General features: G+C 71.6%; 17 protein-coding genes. 6 read left to right on the forward strand and 11 right to left on the reverse strand.

Going from position 1 to position 20,260, the window contains the following annotated elements:
* Positions 1–191: 191 nt before the first annotated feature.
* On the reverse strand, positions 192–1,448 hold the full coding sequence (locus DEJ17_RS08555) for a multidrug effflux MFS transporter (protein ID WP_110893017.1): 1,257 nt from the start codon (positions 1,446–1,448) through the stop codon (positions 192–194).
* Positions 1,449–1,674: 226 nt separating this feature from the next.
* On the opposite strand from DEJ17_RS08555, the gene DEJ17_RS08560 reads away from it, so the two are divergent.
* Positions 1,675–2,256 (forward strand): TetR/AcrR family transcriptional regulator, encoded by a 582-nt coding sequence (locus DEJ17_RS08560; protein ID WP_146239667.1) that lies wholly within the window; start codon positions 1,675–1,677, stop codon positions 2,254–2,256.
* An 84-nt stretch (positions 2,257–2,340) separates the two neighbouring features.
* Here DEJ17_RS08560 and DEJ17_RS08565 read toward each other — a convergent pair whose 3' ends face one another.
* From DEJ17_RS08565 to DEJ17_RS08585, 5 genes are all read right to left on the reverse strand, one after another.
* Positions 2,341–2,943 carry a substrate-binding domain-containing protein gene (locus DEJ17_RS08565; RefSeq protein ID WP_181421111.1) on the reverse strand — a complete coding sequence of 201 codons (603 nt, stop codon included), beginning with the start codon at positions 2,941–2,943 and terminating at the stop codon, positions 2,341–2,343.
* A 1-nt stretch (position 2,944) separates the two neighbouring features.
* A complete protein-coding gene (locus tag DEJ17_RS08570) occupies positions 2,945–4,396 on the reverse strand; it encodes an MFS transporter (RefSeq protein ID WP_110893023.1) in 1,452 nt (483 codons plus the stop codon).
* Between the two features lie 77 nt (positions 4,397–4,473).
* Positions 4,474–5,619 carry a cystathionine gamma-synthase gene (locus tag DEJ17_RS08575; RefSeq protein WP_110893025.1) on the reverse strand — a complete coding sequence of 382 codons (1,146 nt, stop codon included), beginning with the start codon at positions 5,617–5,619 and terminating at the stop codon, positions 4,474–4,476.
* Positions 5,620–5,632: 13 nt separating this feature from the next.
* Positions 5,633–6,997, reverse strand: a complete 1,365-nt coding sequence (locus DEJ17_RS08580; RefSeq protein WP_110893027.1) for a cystathionine beta-synthase — start codon at positions 6,995–6,997, stop codon at positions 5,633–5,635.
* 179 nt (positions 6,998–7,176) lie between these two features.
* The gene (locus tag DEJ17_RS08585) at positions 7,177–9,051 is read right to left on the reverse strand and encodes an ABC transporter ATP-binding protein (RefSeq protein WP_110893029.1); all 1,875 of its coding nucleotides are present in this window, start codon (positions 9,049–9,051) and stop codon (positions 7,177–7,179) included.
* A 125-nt stretch (positions 9,052–9,176) separates the two neighbouring features.
* Between DEJ17_RS08585 and DEJ17_RS08590 the strand changes: the two genes are divergently transcribed.
* Positions 9,177–10,601, forward strand: a complete 1,425-nt coding sequence (locus DEJ17_RS08590; RefSeq protein WP_110893032.1) for an amino acid permease — start codon at positions 9,177–9,179, stop codon at positions 10,599–10,601.
* 171 nt (positions 10,602–10,772) lie between these two features.
* Here the strand turns inward: DEJ17_RS08590 and DEJ17_RS08595 are convergent, their stop codons facing one another.
* The 5 genes from DEJ17_RS08595 to DEJ17_RS08615 all read right to left on the reverse strand — a co-directional run bounded on the left by DEJ17_RS08595 (position 10,773) and on the right by DEJ17_RS08615 (position 15,361).
* Positions 10,773–11,690 (reverse strand): hypothetical protein, encoded by a 918-nt coding sequence (locus DEJ17_RS08595; RefSeq protein ID WP_110893034.1) that lies wholly within the window; start codon positions 11,688–11,690, stop codon positions 10,773–10,775.
* Between the two features lie 269 nt (positions 11,691–11,959).
* Positions 11,960–12,343, reverse strand: coding sequence for a 50S ribosomal protein L7/L12 (rplL, locus tag DEJ17_RS08600; protein WP_027466380.1), 384 nt, complete (start codon positions 12,341–12,343; stop codon positions 11,960–11,962).
* A 51-nt stretch (positions 12,344–12,394) separates the two neighbouring features.
* A complete protein-coding gene (gene rplJ, locus DEJ17_RS08605) occupies positions 12,395–12,910 on the reverse strand; it encodes a 50S ribosomal protein L10 (protein WP_017888663.1) in 516 nt (171 codons plus the stop codon).
* Between the two features lie 280 nt (positions 12,911–13,190).
* Complete coding sequence (locus tag DEJ17_RS08610) at positions 13,191–14,624, reverse strand: cell wall metabolism sensor histidine kinase WalK (protein WP_110893036.1); 1,434 nt, start codon at positions 14,622–14,624, stop codon at positions 13,191–13,193.
* Complete coding sequence (locus tag DEJ17_RS08615; RefSeq protein ID WP_110861513.1) at positions 14,621–15,361, reverse strand: response regulator transcription factor; 741 nt, start codon at positions 15,359–15,361, stop codon at positions 14,621–14,623. Before DEJ17_RS08615 ends, DEJ17_RS08610 begins: the two co-directional genes overlap by 4 nt.
* Before the next feature lie 104 nt (positions 15,362–15,465).
* On the opposite strand from DEJ17_RS08615, the gene DEJ17_RS08620 reads away from it, so the two are divergent.
* From DEJ17_RS08620 to DEJ17_RS08635, 4 genes are all read left to right on the forward strand, one after another.
* Complete coding sequence (locus DEJ17_RS08620) at positions 15,466–16,500, forward strand: acyl-CoA/acyl-ACP dehydrogenase (RefSeq protein ID WP_110893038.1); 1,035 nt, start codon at positions 15,466–15,468, stop codon at positions 16,498–16,500.
* The gene (locus DEJ17_RS08625; RefSeq protein ID WP_258366729.1) at positions 16,497–17,852 is read left to right on the forward strand and encodes a bifunctional PIG-L family deacetylase/class I SAM-dependent methyltransferase; all 1,356 of its coding nucleotides are present in this window, start codon (positions 16,497–16,499) and stop codon (positions 17,850–17,852) included. Before DEJ17_RS08620 ends, DEJ17_RS08625 begins: the two co-directional genes overlap by 4 nt.
* Positions 17,849–18,559 (forward strand): glycosyltransferase family 2 protein, encoded by a 711-nt coding sequence (locus DEJ17_RS08630; protein ID WP_181421112.1) that lies wholly within the window; start codon positions 17,849–17,851, stop codon positions 18,557–18,559. The genes DEJ17_RS08625 and DEJ17_RS08630 overlap by 4 nt, the downstream gene beginning before the upstream one ends.
* Positions 18,560–18,688: 129 nt before the next feature.
* Positions 18,689–20,236 carry an ABC transporter permease gene (locus DEJ17_RS08635; RefSeq protein WP_110893044.1) on the forward strand — a complete coding sequence of 516 codons (1,548 nt, stop codon included), beginning with the start codon at positions 18,689–18,691 and terminating at the stop codon, positions 20,234–20,236.
* Positions 20,237–20,260: the final 24 nt, after the last annotated feature.

The raw sequence follows: 20,260 nt of genomic DNA on the forward strand, positions 1-20,260 counted from the left end.
AGGAGGCGCGGTGCCGGTCGGTGCCGTCGCCGCCGGGCCCGGCGAGGTCGCCCCGACGGCCGCGGCAGGGGTGGGCGCACCCGGGTCGGCCGGAGGGGTTGCCTCCGTGTCGGGCGCGAGCCGCGCCTCCAGGCCGGTGGATGGCGGGACCCGCCGACGTGGGATCCGGCGTCGACGCCCGGTCCGGGCCGTCAGTGCGACAGCGCGGGGACCGTCCGGGGGCGGACCACGAACCAGAGCATCAGGATCGCGACGGCGGCGGTGGACGCCATCACCATCGCCATCGGGGTGGCCGTCGTGATGCCGAGCCAGCCGACCACCGGCGAGATGAGCCCCGCGACGCCGAAGTTCAGGGCGCCGAGCACCGAGGCGGCGGTCCCCGCCTCTTTCCCGTGGGCGGCGAGACCGATGACCTGGACGAGCGGGAACGAGAACCCGCACGCGGCGATGAAGAACCAGAGCGGCACGAGCACGCCGACCAGACCGGCCCCGAGCTGGTCGAGGACGATGATCGCGAGCGACGCGAGCAGCAGGGTCGCGGTCGAGCACGCCAGGATCCACTGCGGCCCCACCCGCTGGGCGAGCCGCGACGAGATCTGCACGCCGAGGACGACCCCGACGGAGTTGACGGCGAACAGCAGCCCGTACTGCTGCGCGTCGAGACCGTAGACCTGCTGGAACAGGAACGGCGACGCACTGAGGTACGAGAACAGACCGCTGAACACCATCGCGCCGATGAGCGCGACACCGACGAAGATCCGGTCGGAGAACAGCGCCTTGTAGCGCTGGCCGATGGTGGAGTGCCCGGCCTCGTGCCGGCGGGCGGGCGGCAGGGTCTCGACGATCAGCAGGATCGAGGCGATGACCACGGCCAGGCCGTAGCAGGCGAGGAAGACGAAGATCCCGCGCCAGCTGGTGAACTGCAGCATCTGCGAACCGATGAGCGGCGCGAGGATCGGCGCGAGACCGTTCACCATCGCCAGCCGGGACAGCATCCGCACCAGCGGCTTGCCGCCGAACAGGTCACGCACCGTCGCCATCGCGACGACACCACCGGCTGCGGCGCCCATGCCCTGGAGCACGCGGAACACCGCGAGCAGCTCGATGTCCGGCGCGGCCGCGGCGCCGATCGACGCGGCGATGTGCACCGTCGTCGCGATGATCAGCGGCAGACGTCGGCCCACCTTGTCGCTCCACGGGCCGACCAGGAGCTGCCCGATGGCGAAGCCGAGCGTCGTCGCGGTGAGCGTCAGCTGGACCGCACCGTCGGTCACACCGAACTGGTCCTTGATCGCCGGGAACGCCGGCAGGTAGAGGTCGATCGTGAACGGACCGAGCGCCGTGAGGGCGCCCAGGACGAAGACGTAGACGAGTCGCTGCCCGCGGGAGAGCGAGTCTCCCGGGTGCAGGACGACCCGGAGCGAACCGGTGGTGGCGGGCGCGGTCACGAGACAGGAGTCCTTCGACGATGAGGGGGCGGAGGTGATCGCGGGTCGATCGAATCGATTCGTCCGCGGAACCATCTTACGGTCGCCGGTGCCTGCCCGGTGCCGCCGGTGCCGGCCGCCCGCGTGAAGCGGCTCGTGCCGTCCCCCCGCCGCTCGCGCACCATGCGGTACCGTCGGACTGCTCGGGGGCCTTCCGGGTGAAGCGGATCAGAAGGGGGTGGGCGTCATGGTGGATGCCCGGATCCTGCACACCACTGCAGCGCTGCGCGAGGCGATCCTGCGACTCGCCGCGGACCGACCGGTCTCGGAGATCACCGTCGCGGACGTCACGCGTGCCGCCGGCATCAACCGGGCCACGTTCTACTCGCACGCCGTCTCACCCGGATCGCTGCTCGCCGACGTCCTGACGCCGGAACTCGACCGCATCCGGCAGGACGACGCCGACGAGCGCCGAGCCGCCGCCGACCGTGGCGCCGGAGACGACGAGCTCGCAGCCATCACCCGGCGCGGCATCAACGCCGTCGTCGAGCACGTGACCACGCACCGCGACATCTACGGCAAGGCGCTGCCGGACCCGAACGACGCCTCGCTGCACCGGCTGCTCGTCGAGCACTTCACCGTGTCCAGCGCCCTGCACATCCGCGAGCTCGACCCCGCGCACCGACCCGACCTGCTCGACGACGTCGCCGCGGGGTTCGTGGCGCAGGGCTTCGTCGGGGCGATCGAGGCCTGGCTCGCCGGGCCACGGCGGTCGCGGAAGGCGCTGGTGGAGACGATCACGCTGTCGTTCCCGGCGTGGTGGAGCTGAGCGGACCGCCCGGTCTGATCGCCTGTTCCCGTTCGTCGCTGTGCGCGTGCTCGTCGCTGTGCGCGTGCTCGTCGCCGCGTGAGCCTACTCAGCGTCGGTCGTGTCGCCGTCCGCGGGATCGGTCTCCGGCTTCTCGCCGCGCTGCAGGGACCGCACGACCTCGACCGCCGTCGCCGCGACGTCCGAGTCGTCGCCCTCCGACGGTACGCGGTAGTCGGCGGACACCCCGTCGCCGCCGGTGCCGGTCGCGGGCAGCGGGTCGCCGAGGGACACCACGACGACCCCGGCGTCATGGGCGGTCTGGATCACGCCGGTCAGCGCGGCGGGTCGAGCGGCGTGCACGAGCAGGGCCTTGGCACCCTTCCGCACGAGCTGGGCGACCGCGCTCCGCTGGGACGCCGCCGCGCCCGACGCGGGAGCGACCCGGACGTCGGGTCGGAACCCCGCGTCGGTCAGGCCGGCGCGCAGCCCGGCGGCGAGGGCCGCATCGTCGTGGACCAGGACGACACCGATCACGGCCTGCTGGTCGAAGCCCCCGTCGGAGCTCGTCAGGTCGGTGCTCTGCACGGGGGTCGGGGCAGCCGACGTCGTGCCCTGGCACCCGGCCAGGGTCAGGGCCGCCGCCAGGGCGACGGTCACGGCGACGATGCGCAGCACGGTGGTCTCCTCTTCGGTCCGGTCTGCCACGCTACCCGGCGGCCGAGCCGCGCGACGACGGAGTCGAGGACGGTACCGGTCCGGTGCTGCCCGTCGGGCCCGTCGGGCCCGTCGTCGCGGGTGCCGGCACCGGGCCGAGCCGCCGCACGGCCGCGATCGCCAGCGCAGCGAAACCGATCATCGCCGTGAACACCAGGGGGAACGACACCGTGCCGTCGGCTCCGCCGGTCGCGGTGAAGAGCAGGCCGGTCACCGCGAGACCGATCACGCTGCCCGCGGCGTCGGCGATCGTCAGGGCCGAACTCGCGAACCCGTCGTCGCCCTCTCCGGAGAACCGCAGGGTCAGCATCGAGGCACGCGGGTAGATCGCCCCCATGCCCGCACCGCCGACGAACCAGCCGGCGACCAGTACCCACCACGACAGGTCGAACGTCGCCACCGTGAGCGCGGTCACCAAGCTGACGAGCACCAGTGCGAGCCCGACCCCGAAGGTGCGACGGGCGGTGAGCCGCTGCTCCCTCAGACGGCCGTGCGCCCAACTCGACGCGGCCCAGCTGATTGCCGCCACCGTCAGGGCGAGCCCGGCGGCCGACGGCGACAACCCGTGTTCCGCCTGCAGCAGGAACGGCACGTACGCCTCGCTCCCGAAGAACGACGCGGCGACGAGCCCGCGCAGCAGCACGACCGACGGCAGCCCGGCCGCGGCCCGGAACGTCCCGGTCGGCAGCAGCGGCCGCAGGGCGAACCAGGTGCCCACCAGCCCGACGACGACCGCCGCGACCATGCCCCACGGAGGCAGGTCGGGTGCCACGTTGAGCAGCAGGATCGACACGGCTGCCGCCACCGACCACCCGATCCGGACCCGCTGCCACGGCGGGCGGAGCGATGCGGCCGGGGCGTGCAACCGGCCGAGGGTCGGCACGAGCAGGACGAACGCGGCCAGCGCGATCACCAGGGCCCCGGCGAAGACCCAGTGCCAGTTCCAGGTGTCGGTGACGATGCCGGCCAGTGCGGGACCGATCAGCGCCGGGACGACCCACGCCGCGGCGAACCCGGCGAACACCGGTCCGTGCAGCTCGGCGGGGAAGATCCGGGCGACCAGAACGTACAGCACCACGTCGATGGCCCCGGCGCCGAACCCCTCGATGAGCCGCCCGGCCAGGAACACCTCCATGGTCGGCGCGAGCATCACCACGGCGGTCCCCACGGCGAAGAACACCGCCGACACCCAGGCCACGATCCGTCCACCGGCCCGGTCGGCCCAGTTGCCGGCGAGCACCATGCCGGGCACCCCGGCGGCGAGTGGGGCGGCGAAGGCGAGCGCGTACAGGGTCTCGCCGTCGAGGTCACGGCTGATCACCGGCATGATCGTCGTCATCGCAAGGTTCTGGAACGCCGCGACGCCGACGATCGCGACCATGCCGATCGTCGCGAGGGCGTACGGCCCACTCAGCAGGCTGGTCCGCGACGCCGTTGTGCTCACCGGATCATCGTAGGGGCGGGCGCCGACGACGCGGCAGCGGGTCCCGCGGCAGCGGTCCCCCGGCACCGGGTCCCGCGTCAGCGCGCCAGCGCCTGCTCCAGGTCCGCCACCAGGTCGCCGACGTCCTCGATGCCCACCGACAGCCGCACGACGTTCTCCGGCACGGCCAGCTCGGTGCCCTTCACCGACGCGTGGGTCATCTCGCTCGGGTACCCGATGAGCGACTCCACACCACCGAGCGACTCGGCCAGGGCGAACAGCTCCGTGGACTCCGCGAACCGCTTCGCGGCCTCGGGGCCACCGGACAGTGCGACCGAGAGCATCCCGCCGAACCCGCGCATCTGCCGCGCGGCGACGTCGTGTCCCGGGTGGTCGGGCAGGCCCGGGTAGTACACGCGCTCGACACCCGGCGCGACGACGAGCGCCTCGGCGACGGCCTGCGCGTTCCGCGAGTGCCGATCCATCCGCACTGCGAGCGTCTTGATGCCGCGGGTGGTCAGGTAGGCGTCGAACGGTGACGAGATCGCACCGGCGCCGAACTGCAGGAACTGCACCTTCGCCGCGAGCTTCTCGTCCGCCAGCACGACGGCTCCGCCGACGACGTCGGAGTGTCCGCCGAGGTACTTCGTGGTCGAGTACACGACGACGTCGGCACCGAGCGACAGCGGCTGCTGCAGGTACGGCGACGCGAACGTGTTGTCGACGACCACCAGAGCGCCCGACTCGTGCCCGAGGGTCGCGAGCGCGGCGATGTCGGCGATCTTCATGAGCGGGTTGGTCGGGGTCTCGACCCACAGGACGGTGGTGGCCGGTGCGCCCTGCAGTGCTGCGCGGACCTGGTCGAGGTCGCTCATGTCGACGACGACGAGCTCGACGCCCCACGGCACGTGCAGCCGGCTCACCAGGCGGTGGGTGCCGCCGTACACGTCGTTGCCCATCACGACGCGGCCGCCGGGGACGAGCGTGGCGCGGAGCAGGGCGTCCTCGGCGGCGAGCCCGGACGCGAACGACGACGCGGCGACGCCACCGTCGAGGTCGGCGAGGAGCACCTGCAGCGAGTCACGCGTCGGGTTGCCGGCACGGGAGTACTCGTAGCCGTTGCGCATGCCGCCGACGCCGTCCTGCACGTACGTCGACGTCAGGTGGATCGGCGGGATGACGGCGCCGGTGGTCTCGTCGGGTTCCTGGCCGGCGTGGACGGCCCGGGTGCTGAACTCGGTCATGCTCGGTGGTTCCTTACTCGGAGAGGTAGGTGAGGAGGTCGTGCCGGGTCAGGACGGTGACGGGCTTGCCGTCCTCGACGACGAGGAGCGCGTCGGCCGACTCGAGCGCACGACGCGCCGCCGACACCGACTCGCCGACGCCGATGAGGGGCAGCGGGTCGCCGACGAAGCCGGTGAGCGCGTCCGACATCTTCGCGGTGCCGGTGAAGACCTGCTCGAGCAGCGCCTTCTCCTCGACGGCGCCGACGACCTCGCCGATGACGACGGGCGGCTCCGCGCTGAGCACGGGCATCTGCGAGACGCCGTACTTGGTCATGATGTCGACGACGTCGCGCACGGTGTCCGCCGGGTGCGCGTGCACCAGGTCGGGCAGGCGGCCGTCCTTGCCGGCGATGAGCGAGCCGACGGTGCGCTCGTCGTCGGTCTCGGCGAAGCCGTAGGAGCGCATCCACCGGTCGTTGAAGATCTTGCCGAGGTAGCCGCGGCCCCCGTCCGGCAGCAGCACCACGACGACGTCGTCCTCGGTCAGGTCGCGGGCAGCGCGGAGCGCCGCGACGACGGCCATGCCGCTGGAACCACCGACGAGCAGTCCCTCTTCGCGCGCCAGGCGCCGGGTCATCGCGAACGAGTCGGCGTCCGACACGGCGATGATCTCGTCCGGCACGCCGGCGTCGTACGCGCTCGGCCAGAAGTCCTCGCCGACACCCTCGACGAGGTACGGGCGCCCGGTGCCGCCGGAGTACACGGACCCCTCGGGGTCGGCCCCGACGATGCGGACGCCGCCGTCGGACGCCTCCTTCAGGTACCGTCCGGTGCCCGAGATCGTGCCGCCGGTGCCGACGCCCGCGACGAAGTGGGTGATCTGCCCGTCGGTGTCGCGCCAGATCTCCGGACCGGTGGTCTCGTAGTGGCTGCGGGGGCCGTTCGGGTTGGCGTACTGGTTCGGCTTGTAGGCGCCCGGGATCTCCTGCACGAGCCGGTCCGAGACCGAGTAGTACGACTCGGGGTGCTCCGGCGCGACCGCGGTCGGGGTGACGACGATCTCGGCACCGTAGGCGGTCAGCACGTTGCGCTTGTCCTCGCCGACCTTGTCGGGCAGCACGAAGACGCACCGGTAGCCGCGCTGCTGTGCGACCAGGGCGAGGCCGACGCCGGTGTTGCCGGAGGTCGGTTCGACGATGGTGCCGCCGGGGCGCAGGTCACCGGAGGCCTCGGCCGCGTCGATGATCCGGGTGGCGATGCGGTCCTTGGACGACCCACCGGGGTTCAGGTACTCGACCTTCACCAGGATGGTCGCCCGCACCCCCTCGGTCACCCGGTTGAGCTTGACGAGCGGGGTGTCGCCGACGAGGTCGACGACGGAGTTCGCGTAACGCACGGCATCGAGTCTAGGACGCGGTCCCCGCGTCCCGCTGGGATGTGTCGTGCGCGGACAACGCACCGTGATCCCGCGGCGGACGGCGCGCCCTGGTCGCGCTGCGCGCCGGACAGGAGGCCCGTGCGGACGCCGCCACGGGCCTCCTGTCCGGTGCCCGGTCGCGACCACGACCACGACCGTCAGGGGCGGACGACGTCCGCCGACGTGTTCTGCTGCCGGTGCAGCTGCGCGTACGTGCCGTCGAGGGCGAGGAGTTCGTCGTGCGTGCCCTGCTCGACGATCCGGCCGTGGTCGAGGACGAAGATGACGTCGGCGTCGCGGATCGTCGACAGCCGGTGCGCGATCGAGATGGTGGTCCGGCCCGCCGCCGCCGTGTCGAGCGCCGTCTGCACGACGTGTTCCGAGATCGAGTCGAGTGCGCTGGTGGCCTCGTCGAGGACGAGCACCGGCGGGTCCTTCAGCATGACCCGGGCGATGGCGATGCGCTGCTTCTCGCCACCGGACAGGCGGTAACCGCGCTCCCCCACGACGGTGTCGTAGCCGTCCGGGAACGACGCGATCGTGTCGTGGATGTTCGCCGCACGGGCCGCACGCTCGAGCTCGTCGTCGGTGGCGTCGGGCTTGGCGTACCGCAGGTTCTCGCCGATCGTGGCGTGGAACAGGTACGTCTCCTGGCTGACGATGCCGACGTGCCGCATCAGGTCCTCGTGCACCAGGTCGCGGACGTCCTGCCCGGCGAACCGCACCGATCCCTCGGTCGCCTCGTACAGCCGGGGCACCAGGTAGGAGACCGTCGTCTTACCCGCGCCGGAGGGGCCGACGAAGGCCGCGAACTGCCCGGGGGGGAGCTCGAACGACACCCCGCGCAGGGTGGGCTTGTCGGCTTCGCCGTCGGGGTAGGTGAAGACGACGTCCTCGAAGGCGACGTGGCCGACCTTCGACTCGTCCACGGGCCGGGCGGTCGGCGAGTCGGTGATGGCCGGCTTGAGGTCGAAGTACTCGAAGATGCGGGCGAAGAGCGCACCGGAGGTCTGCAGGTCGAGGACCACGCGCAACAGCCCGACCGTCGGGAACAGCAGCCGGGACTGCACCGTCGTGAAGGCGACGATCGTGCCGGCCGTGATCGGGACGTCGCCGATGATCAGGTACGCGGCGACGACGTAGATGATCGCCGGGATGATCGACAGGAAGATCTGCACGATCGCGAAGAACCACTGCCCGGACATCTGCTGGCGCACCTGCAGGGTGATCTGGTTGCGGTTCTCGTCCCCGTAGCGGCGGGTCTCGCTGGCCTGCTGGTTGAAGCTCTTCGCCAGCAGGATGCCCGAGACGCTCAGGGCCTCCTGCGTGATGGCCGTCATGTCGGACAGCGACTCCTGCGTCTGCGCGGCGATGCGGGCCCGGACCTGGCCGACGCGGCGCTGCGCGATCACGAGGAGCGGCAGCAGGACCACGGCGACCAGCGTCATCTGCCAGCTCAGCAGGAGCATCGCGACCACGGCGGCGATCACGGTCACGGTGTTGCCGAGCACCGAGGAGATCGTGTTGTTCAGCACACTCGCGACGCCGCCGACGTCGTTCTGCAGGCGCGACTGGATGACGCCGGTCTTGGTGCGGGTGAAGAACGCGAGCTCCATCCGCTGCAGGTGCGCGAACAGGCGCATCCGCATCGCACCCATGACCTTGTTGCCGACCGTCGCGGTCAGGTACGTCTGCCAGACGCCGACCCCGGCGCTCGCGATCCAGAGCAGGACCATCGCGGACACGAGCTCGATCAGCACCGGGACGTCGGGGCGACCCGACGACGGAAACAGCCCCCGGTCGAACGCCTGCTGGGTGAGCAGCGGCGGCACGACCGAGATGGCTGCACCGACCAGCACGAGGACGACCGTGAGCATGATCGCCCGACGGTGCGGCTCGAACAGCGCGGCAATGCGCCGGACCAGGTGCGGGATCTTCGGCGCCTCGGCGTTGGCGGCCTTCTGCGCGCGGAAGTCGCCGCTCGAGATGCGCCCGCCCCCGCGCGGACCGCCGCCTCGCCCGCCGTGTCCCATGCTCATGGAGCCACCGTAGCCCCGCGCTCGGACATCGAGCGCCCCTCCACAGCACCGCAGTATTTGACCCCGTTCAGGGGGCGTGCGAGCATGTGCCGTCCCCGTCCCCGCACCACCGAGGTCCCATGTCGTCCGCGCCGTCCCGTCCCACGTCCCTGGGGGCGCAGCTCGCCCGCCGCAAGCCGATCGAGCAGCTGCAGGCCGAGGCCTCCCGTGGTGTGAACGGTGAACCGCTCCGTCGGTCGCTCGGGGTCTGGCAGCTGACGATGATCAGCGTCGGGGCCACGCTCGGCACCGGCATCCTGGTCGTCCTCGGCACCGCGGTCCCGCTCGCCGGCCCTGCCGTCTGGATCTCGTTCGTCGTGGCGGGGATCGCCGCGCTGCTGTCCGCGCTGTCGTACGCCGAGATGGCCGGCGCCGTCCCGACGTCGGGGTCCAGCTACTCGTACACGTACGCCACGATGGGCGAGGGCATCGCCTGGATCTGCGGCTGGTGTCTCGTTCTCGAGTACGCCGTCTCGGTGGCCGCGGTCGCCGTGGGTGCCAGCGAGTACGTCGACGAGACCCTCCGCGTGTTCGGCCTGCACCTGCCCACCGCACTCTCCGCTCCCCCGGTCGACGGCGGCGTGGTCAACCTGCCGGCGGCGGCCCTCGTCCTGCTCGCCACCGTCGTGCTGCTGCCCGGTGCCCGCGAGAGCGCCTGGGTGAACACGGTCATGGTGCTCGTGAAGATCGCCCTGCTGGTCTTCTTCGTCGTCGTGGCGTTCACGGCGTTCCGAGCGCAGAACTTCGAGCCGCTCGCCCCGATGGGCGCCGCTGGGGTCACCGCAGCGGCGTCACGGCTCTTCTTCTCCTACATCGGCTTCGACGCCGCCTCGACCGCCGGCGAAGAGGCGAAGAACCCCCGCCGCGACCTCCCCCGCGCGATCATCGGCTCCATCGCGCTCATCACGGCGCTGTACATCCTGGTCGCCATCGCCGCCGTCGGCGCACGCTCGTGGACCGACTTCTCGTCGTCCGAGGCGTCGCTCGTCCGCATCGTCGTCGACGTCACGGGGCAGCCGCTCGTCGCGCTGGTGTTCTCGATCGGGGCCGTCGTCGCCATCGCCAGTGTCGTGCTCACCGTCCTCTACGGTCAGACCCGCATCCTGCTCACGATGTCCCGCGACGGCCTGGTGCCGAAGGTGTTCGGCCGGGTCTCCCGTCGCACCGGCACCCCGATCGCGAACACGCTCATCATCGGGATCGCCGTGACGATCGTCGCCGCGCTCGTGCCCCTCGGTGAGCTCGCCGACGCGACGAGCATCGGCACCCTCGTCGCCTTCGCCCTGGTGAACGTGTCCGTCATCGTGCTCCGCCGCTCGCAGCCCGACCTGGAGCGCTCGTACCGGGTGCCGCTGTTCCCCGTCGTGCCGATCCTCGGCACCCTGAGCTGCGTGCTGCTCGCGGTGTTCCTCGGCGCCACCACCTGGATCGCCTTCGGCATCTGGATGCTCGCCGGAGCCCTGCTCTACCTGGCCTACGGCCGCCGCCACAGCACGCTGCGCTGACGCGCCCGCGCCCCGCCCGCCCGCGGCTGCCCACCCCGCGACGACCTCACGAGCTCACTCCCGCCAAAGCGACAGATGCCCGCGGAACGTTCGCGTAATTCTGTCGCTCTGCCGGGAGGCGTGACTCCCTTCCCGCGAGAAGTGTCGCTCTGGCAACACCAAGCCAGGACGTCATCGGCACGGCACACCGTGCTGACGAAACAGGGTTCGGAGGCGCTCCGGCACGACGAGGTGCTCCCAGTACACACGCACGAACCCGTTGACCTCGGCGCGAGCACGGACCCGGTCCTCGCGCCGCTTCTCGCCCCAGACGGCGTCGGCGCCGCTCCTCCCCCGCAGCATCTCGCGGTCTTCGTACTTCTGCCGCCCGTCGAACTCGATCACGATCCCCTGCCTCGGCAACCAGAAGTCGACCCGGTCAACGGCGCCGTCCACGCCGATGAACTCGTGCTGCGGTTCCATGTCGGGGCACCCGAGCTCGGCCGCACGCGCTGCGAAGTAGGACTCGCCCACCGACTCGTGGCGAACATCGCAGATCTCCAACGCGTGCTCAAGGCGGACCGCTCCCCACGGACCGGCAGTCAGCGCCAGGTTCTCGAGATCTTCGTGCCGTACTCCGTTGCGGAGCGCGTGGTCCAACCCGACGACCGCTGCAGCCAGGGGTCCCCGACGAGCGAGCTCGATCGTCGTCTGCGCGAGAGCGGTGTACTCGACACCGTGGAAACGGTGCCCCGACACCAGCGAGGACCCGACGTGCATCGTCAGCCCGGTACGTCGGAGGTCGTGCTCCAGCGCGGGCACGTTCGCATGGACGCGCTCCGGCCACGGGTCGAGACGAGGTGCCCCGAGGATCGCAGCCGCTGAGTCGAGCGACCACACAGCGCCTCCGCGGAGCAGCGGGAGAGCCGCTCGCATGCGGACGAGGTGTCGGCTCCGGCCGTCGAGCGCGTCCCACGCCGAGCGGTCGACGTAGACGCCATGGCGCACGCGGACGAGTTCGCCGGCCAGCTTGCGGCGCTGCAGCTGTCGTGCGTCCGCGCGGTCGAGTCTGTTCGTCCGGAACAGTGCGATGGCGTTGGCGGGGTGCATGGCGGCACTCTGTCGCCCAGCGCAACCGATGTCGGCAACGTTCGCCGATCTGTGGAGAATCCGCGCGCCTCCGGGCGGTCGTGCGGCGATGCCAAAGCGACGATTCTCGGGAAGTGGGTACCGTCAGAGGCACTGAAGCGACAAGAAGCCGAGATCTTTCCGGGCCCATCTGTCGCTTTGGCGAAAGCGACAAAATCCCCGCACGCCCCGCACACGACGAAGGCCGCCACCCCGAGGGGCAGCGGCCTTCGTGACCGGAACGGTCGAGACTACGCGAGCTCGATCGTGGCGCCAGCGGCCTCGAGGGTCGCCTTCGCCTTGTCGGCGGTCTCCTTGTTCGCACCCTCGAGGATCTTGGCGTCGGCGGTCTCGACGAGCGCCTTGGCCTCACCGAGGCCGAGCGACGTCAGGCCACGGACCTCCTTGATGACCTGGATCTTCTTGTCACCAGCGGACTTGAGGATGACGTCGAACTCGGTCTTCTCCTCAGCGGCCTCGGCCGGAGCAGCTGCGCCGGCGGGGGCGGCAGCGGCGACCGGGGCGGCCGCGGTGACCTCGAAGACCTCTTCGAACTTCTTCACGAAGTCCGAGAGCTCGATGAGCGTGAGCTCCTTGAAGGCCTCGATGAGCTCGTCCTGCGAAAGCTTCGCCATGATTTTCTCCTACTACTAGCTAGTACGTGTGGTTGATGAACGCGGGCCTGATCAGGCCGCGGACTCCTGCTTCTCGCGAAGGGCGTCCACGGTGCGGACGGCCTGCGAGAGGGGTGCCTGGAACAGGTACGCAGCACCGAACAGCGAGGCCTTGAGTGCGCCGGCGAGCTTGCCGAGCAGCACTTCACGGGACTCGAGGTCGGCGAGCTTGTCCACCTCGGTCGCGGTGAGCGGGTTACCGTCGAAGTAACCACCCTTCACCACGAGCTCGGGGTTCGCCTTGGCGAATGCACGCAGCGACTTCGCGACGGCGACGGTGTCACCGTGGACGAAGGCGAGAGCGGACGGACCGGCGAGCTCGTCGTCGAACGACGAGATACCGGCGTTGTTCGCCGCGATCTTGGTCAGCGTGTTCTTCACCACGGCGTACGTGGCGTGCTCACGGATCGAGTTGCGGAGCTCCTTGAGCTGCGCGACCGTGAGACCGCGGTACTCGGTGAGCAGAACGGCGTTCGAGCTACGGAAGGACTCCGTGAGCTCGGCGACCGCAGCTTCCTTGTTCGCCATGGTTCTCCTTGGGGGTCTTGCCGGCAGCCCCAGGTCCACGAACGAAAAAAGCTCCGGCGCAGAGGCTCGGAGCTGCTCCCCCGAGAACGGGCGGAGTGGTTCGGAACACCTGCGCGGGATGCCTCACGAGTGAGGACCTTCGGTCACGATGTTCACAAACACGTTGCGAGCAGCACGACATCCGGCGGTCTTTGGCTTCGAGAACTGTAGCAGACGCCGTGGGAGTGACCAAACGGCGGTCGGGAGGCGCGGTGCGGGCCCGCCCCGCGCCTCCCGACCGTCACTGGTTCGCGGCAGCCGCGGCCGGGTCGCGGGGCAGGTGCACCGTGAACACGGTGTCCCCCGGCTCGCTCGTCACCTCGACCCGCCCGCCGTGCGCCTGCACGACCGCGTCCACGATGGCGAGCCCCAGGCCGGTCGACCCGACCGTGCGGGACCGCGAACTGTCCGCCCGGGCGAAGCGCTCGAACAGCTTCGGCAGGAACTCCGGGTCGATCCCCTGGCCGGTGTCGCGCACGGTGAGGTCCACGCCGCCGTCGACCGGGGCGAGGCCCACGGTGATGCGGGTCCCCTCGGGCGTGTGGGTCCGGGCGTTCGTGACGAGGTTCACGATGACCTGGTGCAGGCGTGCGGCGTCGCCCGTGATGGTGACCGGCTCCGGCGGGACGTCGACCTCGATCGGGTGTTCGGGCGACGCCGCGTGGGCATCGTTCACGGCGTCGAGCACCAGGCCGGTCAGGTCGACCTCGGCGAACTGGACCTCGCGGCCTTCGTCGAGCCGGGCGAGGAGCAGCAGGTCCTCCACCATCGAGGTCATCCGGATGGACTCGGACTCGATGCGGCTCATCGCGTAGACGACGTCCTTCGGCAGGTCGCCGCCCATGCGCCGGGTGAGCTCGGCGTACCCGCGAACCGAGGCGAGCGGGGTCCGGAGCTCGTGCGAGGCATCGGCGACGAACTGCCGCACCTTCTGCTCCGAGCGTTCCCGGGCCTGCATCGCACTGCCGATGTGCCCCAGCATGCGGTTGAACGCGCTGCCGACCCGGCCGACCTCGGTCCGGGGGTCGGTGTCGGGCACGCGGACACCGTCGAGGGCGTCGCTGCGGTCGAGCGGCATGCGCGCGACGGTCGAGGCGGTCTCGGCGACGCGCTCGAGCGGCCGGAGCGACTGCCTGACGACGAAGGCCGCGACGACCGAACCGGCGACCAGTGCTGCCGCCAGGACGGAGAGGACCCCCGCGAAGAGCTTCCACACGCTGTCGTAGACGGGCGCCATCGGGAGCCCGACGACCAGGACGGCCGGTCCGACGTTCACGGCGGCGAGGCGGTAGCGCCCGATGTCCGAACCGAGGTCGATCGTCTCCGGGTCGGCGTCCACGCGGACGGACCCCAGTGCCTCGGCGCTCGTCTGCGGGATCCCGCTCGGGCGACCGTAGTCGTCGAGCACGTTCGCGATGACGACCTGCCCGTCGACGAAGTACGCCGTCAGGGTGCCAGCGGCCTGCCCGGACGGCCGTGACAGGTCGATGCTCGGCTGCCCCGACTGGTTCTGCTGCAGGTACCGCTGCGCCCGGTGCGTGGCGCTCGTGATCTGCTTGTCGATCGCGCTGGTCTGGATCGAGGCGAGCGCGATGATGCTGGCCGCCCCGATCACCGCGCTGACGGCGACGACGAGGGCGACGATGCTCAGGACGAGCCGACGCCGCAGGGTCACGAGGTCGGCTTGATGACGTACCCGACGCCGCGCACCGTGTGGATCATCGGGGTCTCACCGGCGTCGATCTTCTTGCGCAGGTAGGAGATGTAGATCTCGACGACCGACGACTTGCCACCGAAGTCGTAGGACCACACGCGGTCCAGGATCTGCGCCTTCGAGAGCACCCGACGGGGGTTGCGCATCAGGAACCGGAGCAGCTCGAACTCGGTGGCGGTCAGTTCGATCGGCCGGCCAGCGCGGGAGACCTCGTACGACTCCTCGTCGAGCACCAGGTCGCCGACGACGATGCGGGAGTCGCCGGCCTCGGAGATCGAGATCTGCGAGCGGCGGATGAGCCCGCGCAGGCGCGCCACGACCTCCTCGAGGGAGAACGGCTTGGTGACGTAGTCGTCGCCGCCCGCGGTGAGCCCGGTGACGCGGTCCTCGACGGAGTCCTTCGCGGTGAGGAACAGCACCGGGGTGTCGTCGTTGTTCTGTCGCAGCCGGCTCAGCACCTGCAACCCGTCGAGGTCCGGCATCATCACGTCGAGCACCATCGCGTCGGGCTTGAACTCCCGCGCGGTCGTCAGGGCGTCCTGCCCGCCGTTCGCGCTCTTGACGTCCCAGCCCTCGTACCGGAGCGCCATGGACAACAGGTCGGTGAGGCTGGCTTCGTCGTCGACGACCAGGATGCGCAACGGGGTTCCGTCGGCACGCGTGAGGCGCGGGGCTGCTGCGGGCTGGGAGATGGTCACGTCTTCGAGTATCGAGAAGTTCCTATGAGTCGTCTGTGGCGCGGCCCAGTGCGTTCTGTGGATCGAGGACACGTCCACGTCTTCCCCTCCGTACGTTGGGGAGCATGTTGCGATCTGCAGCCTGGCCCCCGTCGGCCCGGCACCTGGACACCGCGCGGATCGAACGGACGACCGGGAGGCCCGGCTCGTCCCCCAAGGACCGTCTGGCGGTCGCGCAGGCGGTCGCCGCCACCACCCCGCTGCTGTCCGCCGGCACGGCCGGCGGGTTCCTCGGCACGCTCGCGGCGGTCGCCGCGGCGGACGTCGCCACCGCCCGCACGGTCGAGCCGCACCTGGACGCGCTCGGGATCCTGGCACAGGCCGGGGTCGATGCCCCGGACGGCTCGACGTGGGGCGTCTTCGCGGCCGAGGGGCGGGGCCTCCGGCTCGACGCCGCACCACAGCACGACGGCACGGTCCTGCTGCACGGCACGAAGCCGTGGTGCTCGCTCGCCTCGACGCTCTCGCACGCACTGGTCACCGCGCATCTCGGTGACGAGCGGGTCCTCCTCGCCGTGGACCTGCGCCAGTCCGGCATCACCGTGCACGACGAGGCGTGGGTCGCACGCGGCATGCCGGACGTGCCGAGCGGCCCGGTCGACTTCGACGGCGTCCGGGCACGCCCCGTCGGCGCCCCCGGCTGGTACCTCGAGCGTCCCGGCTTCGCCTGGGGCGGCATCGGCGTCGCGGCCTGCTGGTGGGGCGGTGCGGTGGGGCTGGCCCGGGTGCTCCGGGACACCGCGGCCGCGCACCCGGAGTCCGAACTGCTGCGGGCGGCACTCGGTGCCACGGTGGCCGACCTCGCCGACGCCGAGGACGCCCTCGCCGACGCCGCGGCCCGCATCGACGGCTCGGACCCGGCCTCCGACGACACCGACTGGCGCTTGCTGGCGCAGACGGTCCGGTCACGGGTCCGGCGGTCGGTCGCCGCCGTGCGCGAGCGGGTGGTCGCGACGATCGGCCCGGCGCCGCTGACCACCGACCCCGCCGTCGCCGCACGGGTCGCCGACCTCGAGCTCTACGTCCTGCAGGACCACGGCGCCAGGGACCTCGCCCGCATCGGCCGGATGGTGCTCGAGCGGGGCGGTGTCGCGTGGTGAGCTTCGACCACCGCGAACCGGGGACCGACCCGGCGGCGTGGACGGGGTTCCTCGACGGTCTGGACGCCCCGGCGATCGACCTGGTCGGCACCGGCTCGGTGGTGGTCGTCGCACCGCACCCCGACGACGAGACGCTCGGCGCCGGTGGTCTGATCGCAGCCGCGGCGCAGGCCGGCATCCCCGTGCACGTGCTGCTCCTCACCCGCGGCGAGCGATCCCACCCGGACTCCCCCACCACGAACCCGGAGGCGCTCGCCGCCGCCCGGGACGCGGAGTTCGTGGCGGCTCTGGGCGCCCTGCACCCCGACGTGACGTCGACCTCGGTGGGGCTCCCGGACGGCACGACGCGGGAGCACCGTGACCGAGTCGTCGACACCCTGGACACGGTGCTCGCTGGTGCCGCCCGTCCGGTGCTGCTCGTCGCGCCGTGGCGGGGGGACGGGCACCGCGACCACCGCGTCGCCGGTGAGGTCGCCGAGGCCGCCGCGGCGAGCGCGCCCGACGTCGACCTGCTCGCGTACCCGATCTGGGCCTGGCACTGGGACGACCCGGACCACTCCGTCGCCCCGTGGGACGACGTCCGGGCCCTGTCGCTGCCCGACGACCTCGTCGCCCGGAAGCGTGCCGCCCTCGACGCCTACCCGTCGCAGACCCGGCCCCTGTCGCCCGCGCCGGGGGACGAGGCGATCGTCGACGACCGGCACGCCGCCCACCACCTCCAGGCGACGGAGTGGTTCTTCGCGCCGGGGTCGGCCCCGTCGCGGTCTCGCGAGTCGTTCGACGCCCACTACGACCGGAAGCCCGAGGGGTGGGACTTCGACGGGTCCTGGTACGAGCAGCGCAAGCGTGCCGTGACGCTGGCGGCGCTCCCCCGACCGCGCTACCGGTCGGCGCTCGAGCTCGGCTGCGCGACCGGGGTCCTGACCGCTGCCCTCGCTGAACGCGCGGACGACGTCCTCGGCACCGACATCTCGGCGGCGCCGCTGGAGCGTGCTGCCCGCCGCGCCCCGACCGTTCGGTTCGTGCAGGCGGCCCTGCCGGCGGAGTGGCCGGACGGGCGCTGGGACCTGGTGGTGATGTCCGAGGTCGGGTACTACCTGTCGCCCGCCGACCTCGACGCGACGATCGACCGCGTGCTCGGGTCGCTCGACGACGACGGCGTGCTCGTGGCCTGCCACTGGCGGCACCCCGACGACGAGGCGGTCTCGAGCGGCGACGCGGTGGACGCGCGGCTGACCGAACGGTGGCCGCGTCCTGCCCTGCTCCGACACGTGGAGGAGGACTTCGTCCTGAGCGTCCTGCCCGGCCCGGCGGTCACCTCGGTGGCCCGGGCCGAGGGGATCATCCGGTGAGCCGACCGGAACCGCGTGCTCGCATCGACGTGGTCGTCCCCGCGCACGACGAGGCGGACCGGATCGCCGCGTGCCTCGACGCGCTCCTGGTGGCGGTCGACCGGCTCGGCAGGGAGCGACCGGAAGTCGACGCTGCCGTCACGGTGGTGCTCGACGGCTGCACGGACGACACCGCTTCGGTGGTCGAGCGGTACCCGGTCGACGTCCTGACCACGGACCGTGTCGGGGTCGGTCGGGCACGGACCATCGGGGCGACGCACGCGCTCCGTGCGCACGACGGCGACCCGGCGGCCCGGTGGCTCGCCCACACCGACGCCGATTCCCGGGTGCACGAACGGTGGCTCGTCCAGCACTCCGACGCCCTGGCGTCCGGCGCGCAGGTGCTCGTCGGCGCCGTCGTCCCCGACCCGGACGACCTGGCGCCCGCGGTGCTCGACCGGTGGACGCGGGCGCACCCGCCCGGTGCTGCCCTCGGGCACGTGCACGGCGCGAACCTCGGCGTGCTCGCCGCGGCGTACGTCAGCCTCGGCGGGTTCGACCCGGTGCCCGAGCACGAGGACACGCGGCTGGTGGCCCGGGCGCGGGCGCTCGGCTTCCGGGTGGACGCCACCGTCGACCTGCCGGTGGTGACGAGCGGGCGTTTCGCCGGACGGACCCCCGGCGGGTACGCGGAGCACCTGCGCCAGCGGTACGGCGACGTCGGCTGATGCGGCCTTAGCCGCCTCATAGGTGAGCGATGGGCCGGTCATCGACAGCGTGCCTAGGTTCTCCTCCGTCGGCCCCGCCGCGTGCTCTGCGCGGCCGGTGACCCCAGCCGGCCACCACCGAGGAGAACCATGTTCCTGACCTACCTCAGGCGCGAACTCACGAACCGCAAGAAGCAGACGGTCATCATCGCGATCGGGATGGCCCTGGCCATCGCCCTCGTGGTGATCGTGTCGTCGATCTCGGGTGGCGTGCAGGCAGCGCAGTCGAGCGTCCTGCAGTCCGTCTACGGCGTCGGCACCGACATCACCGTCACCAAGACCGCGACGGCGTCGACGAACGGCGGGCGTCCGAGCTTCGACTTCGGCAGCCAGGGCGACAGCGACGACGACAGCGGTTCGACCGACCTGTCGCAGTCGCGGCTCGCGGTCGCGCGCGGCACGAGCACCCTGAACGCCGCGAACCTGTCCACGATCACGAGCACCGACGGTGTGCAGGCCGCGACGGGTGTGCTGACCCTCGAGAACAGCACGTTCTCCGGCCAGGTGCAGCAGCAGTCGACGGACGACAGCAGCACGGACAGCAGCAGTGACTCCAGCAGCGACAGCACGACCCAGCAGGGCCCACCGAGCGGGGACACCGGCGGTGGCGGCGGGTTCGGCGGTGGGTCGTTCAGCGTCGACTCGTTCACGGTGACCGGCATCCCGGTGTCCGGCGCGGCGGTCGGTCCGCTCACGAGCACCGAACTCACGAAGGGGCGCACCTTCGCCGCGAAGGACGCCGGCAAGGACGTCGTCGTGCTCGATGCGTCGTACGCGAAGAGCGAGTCGAAGGCGGTCGGCGACACCGTCGACATCGGCGGCACCGACTTCACCGTCATCGGCATCGTCAGCTCCACCGGCTCGGCCTCGACCACGGGCTCGAACACCTACATCCCGCTCGACACCGCGCAGGCGCTGGCCGACCTCGATGGCAAGGTCACGTCGATCTACGTCTCCGCGGAGTCCTCCTCCGACGTCAGCACGATCAAGTCCGCACTGCAGGCGAAGCTGACGAGCGCCACCGTCTCCACCGAGGCCGACCTGGCCTCGAGCGTGTCCGGGTCGCTCAGCACCGCGTCGAGCCTGGTCTCGAACCTCGGCAAGTGGCTGTCGATCGTCGTGCTCGCCGCGGCGTTCCTCATCGCGATCCTCTTCACGATCTCCGGCGTGACCCGCCGCACCCGCGAGTTCGGGACCCTCAAGGCGATCGGCTGGTCGAACGGCCGCATCACCCGACAGGTGGCCGGTGAGTCCCTGGTGCAGGGCCTGATCGGCGGCGTGCTCGGCGCCGCGGCCGGCCTGATCGGCATCCTCGTCGTGAACGTCATCAGTCCGACGATCTCGGCGAGCGCGTCGAGCACGACCGGCGAGGGCGCCGGTGGCGGTGGTGGCATGCCCGGCGGCGCGGCGACCGCAGCCGCGGGCAGCGGCACGACAGGCGGTGCGCCGGCCGGTGGTTTCGGCGGCGGCGCGAACACCGCGTCGACGACCGACGTGGTCCTGCACGCCCCGGTGACCGTCGAGATCATCCTGCTGGCGATCGGCCTGGCGATCCTCGGCGGCCTCATCGCCGGCGCGCTCGGCGGCTGGCGCGCGAGTCGGCTCCGTCCGGCCGAGGCGCTCCGGAGCGTCGCCTGATGACCGGCCGCACCGACACGACCG

This window comes from Curtobacterium sp. MCSS17_011 (assembly GCF_003224275.1).
In the GTDB taxonomy this organism is placed as follows: domain Bacteria; phylum Actinomycetota; class Actinomycetes; order Actinomycetales; family Microbacteriaceae; genus Curtobacterium.